This is a genomic window from Streptomyces roseochromogenus subsp. oscitans DS 12.976, assembly GCF_000497445.1.
Lineage (GTDB): Bacteria > Actinomycetota > Actinomycetes > Streptomycetales > Streptomycetaceae > Streptomyces > Streptomyces oscitans.
On sequence record NZ_CM002285.1, the window covers coordinates 9,028,010 to 9,028,903 of the forward strand.

Sequence of the window (894 nt, forward strand, 5' to 3'; positions counted from 1 at the left end):
ACCGGGCTGCGCCTGCACGACCTGGGCCCGCTGCGCGCCGCGCGCCGCGAGCCGCTGCTCGCGCTGGACCTCACCGACCGGCGCAGCGGCTATCCGCTGCAGATGGTCGTCCGCGCGGCCGACGCCGGCTGGCGCATCGCCGAGCACGACGTGCCCTACCGGCCGCGCACCGGTGCCTCCAAGGTGACGGGCACCTGGCGCGGCACCTGGCAGGCGGTGCGGGACATGAGCCGCGTGCTGGCCGAGACCCCGGCCGACGGGAGGCTCGTACGATGACCACGCTGCTCGTCATCGCCAAGGAACCGCTCCCAGGGCGCGTCAAGACCCGGCTCACCCCGCCGTTCACCCCGCGGCAGGCGGCCCGCCTCGCGGAGGCAGCGCTCTCCGACACCCTGCACGCCGTGGCGGCAGCGCCCGCGGCCCGGCGGGTCCTCGTCCTCGACGGGGCGCCGGGACCGTGGCTGCCGCCCGGCTTCGAGGTGCTGCCGCAGTGCGCGGGCGGGCTGGACGAGCGGCTGGCGGACGCCTTCGCGCACTGCTCGGGCCCGGCTCTGCTCATCGGCATGGACACCCCGCAGGTGACGCCTGAGCTGCTCACCGTGGACTTCGCGGGCTGCGACGCGTACTTCGGTCCGGCGGAGGACGGCGGGTTCTGGGCCCTGGGCCTGGCCCAGCCCGACCCCGCGCTGCTGCGGGGCGTGCCCATGTCGACACCCGAGACCGGGGCGGTGCAGCGGGAGCGGCTGCTGGCCGCCGGGCTGCGGGTGCGCGAGCTGCCCCGGCTGAGGGACGTCGACACCGCCGCCGACGCGCACGCCGTCGCCGCGCTGGCCCCCCACGGGCGGTTCGCCGCCCGGCTGGCCCGCTGTACGCCGGTCGCCCGGTGATGGGCGG

General features: G+C 77.7%; 1 protein-coding gene and 1 pseudogene. Both read left to right on the top strand.

From position 1 onward, the window contains the following. A pseudogene (locus M878_RS88790) lies at positions 1–276 on the top strand (glycosyltransferase); the annotation flags it as partial. After that, complete coding sequence (locus M878_RS88795) at positions 273–887, top strand: TIGR04282 family arsenosugar biosynthesis glycosyltransferase (protein ID WP_023553291.1); 615 nt, start codon at positions 273–275, stop codon at positions 885–887. The pseudogene M878_RS88790 and the gene M878_RS88795, both read left to right, overlap by 4 nt. Positions 888–894 lie beyond the last annotated feature (7 nt).

Excerpts from the sequence above, each read along its gene's own strand:
- M878_RS88795 (WP_023553291.1), top strand. The coding sequence starts at position 273 with ATGACCACGCTGCTCGTCATCGCCAAGGAACCGCTCCCAGGGCGCGTC.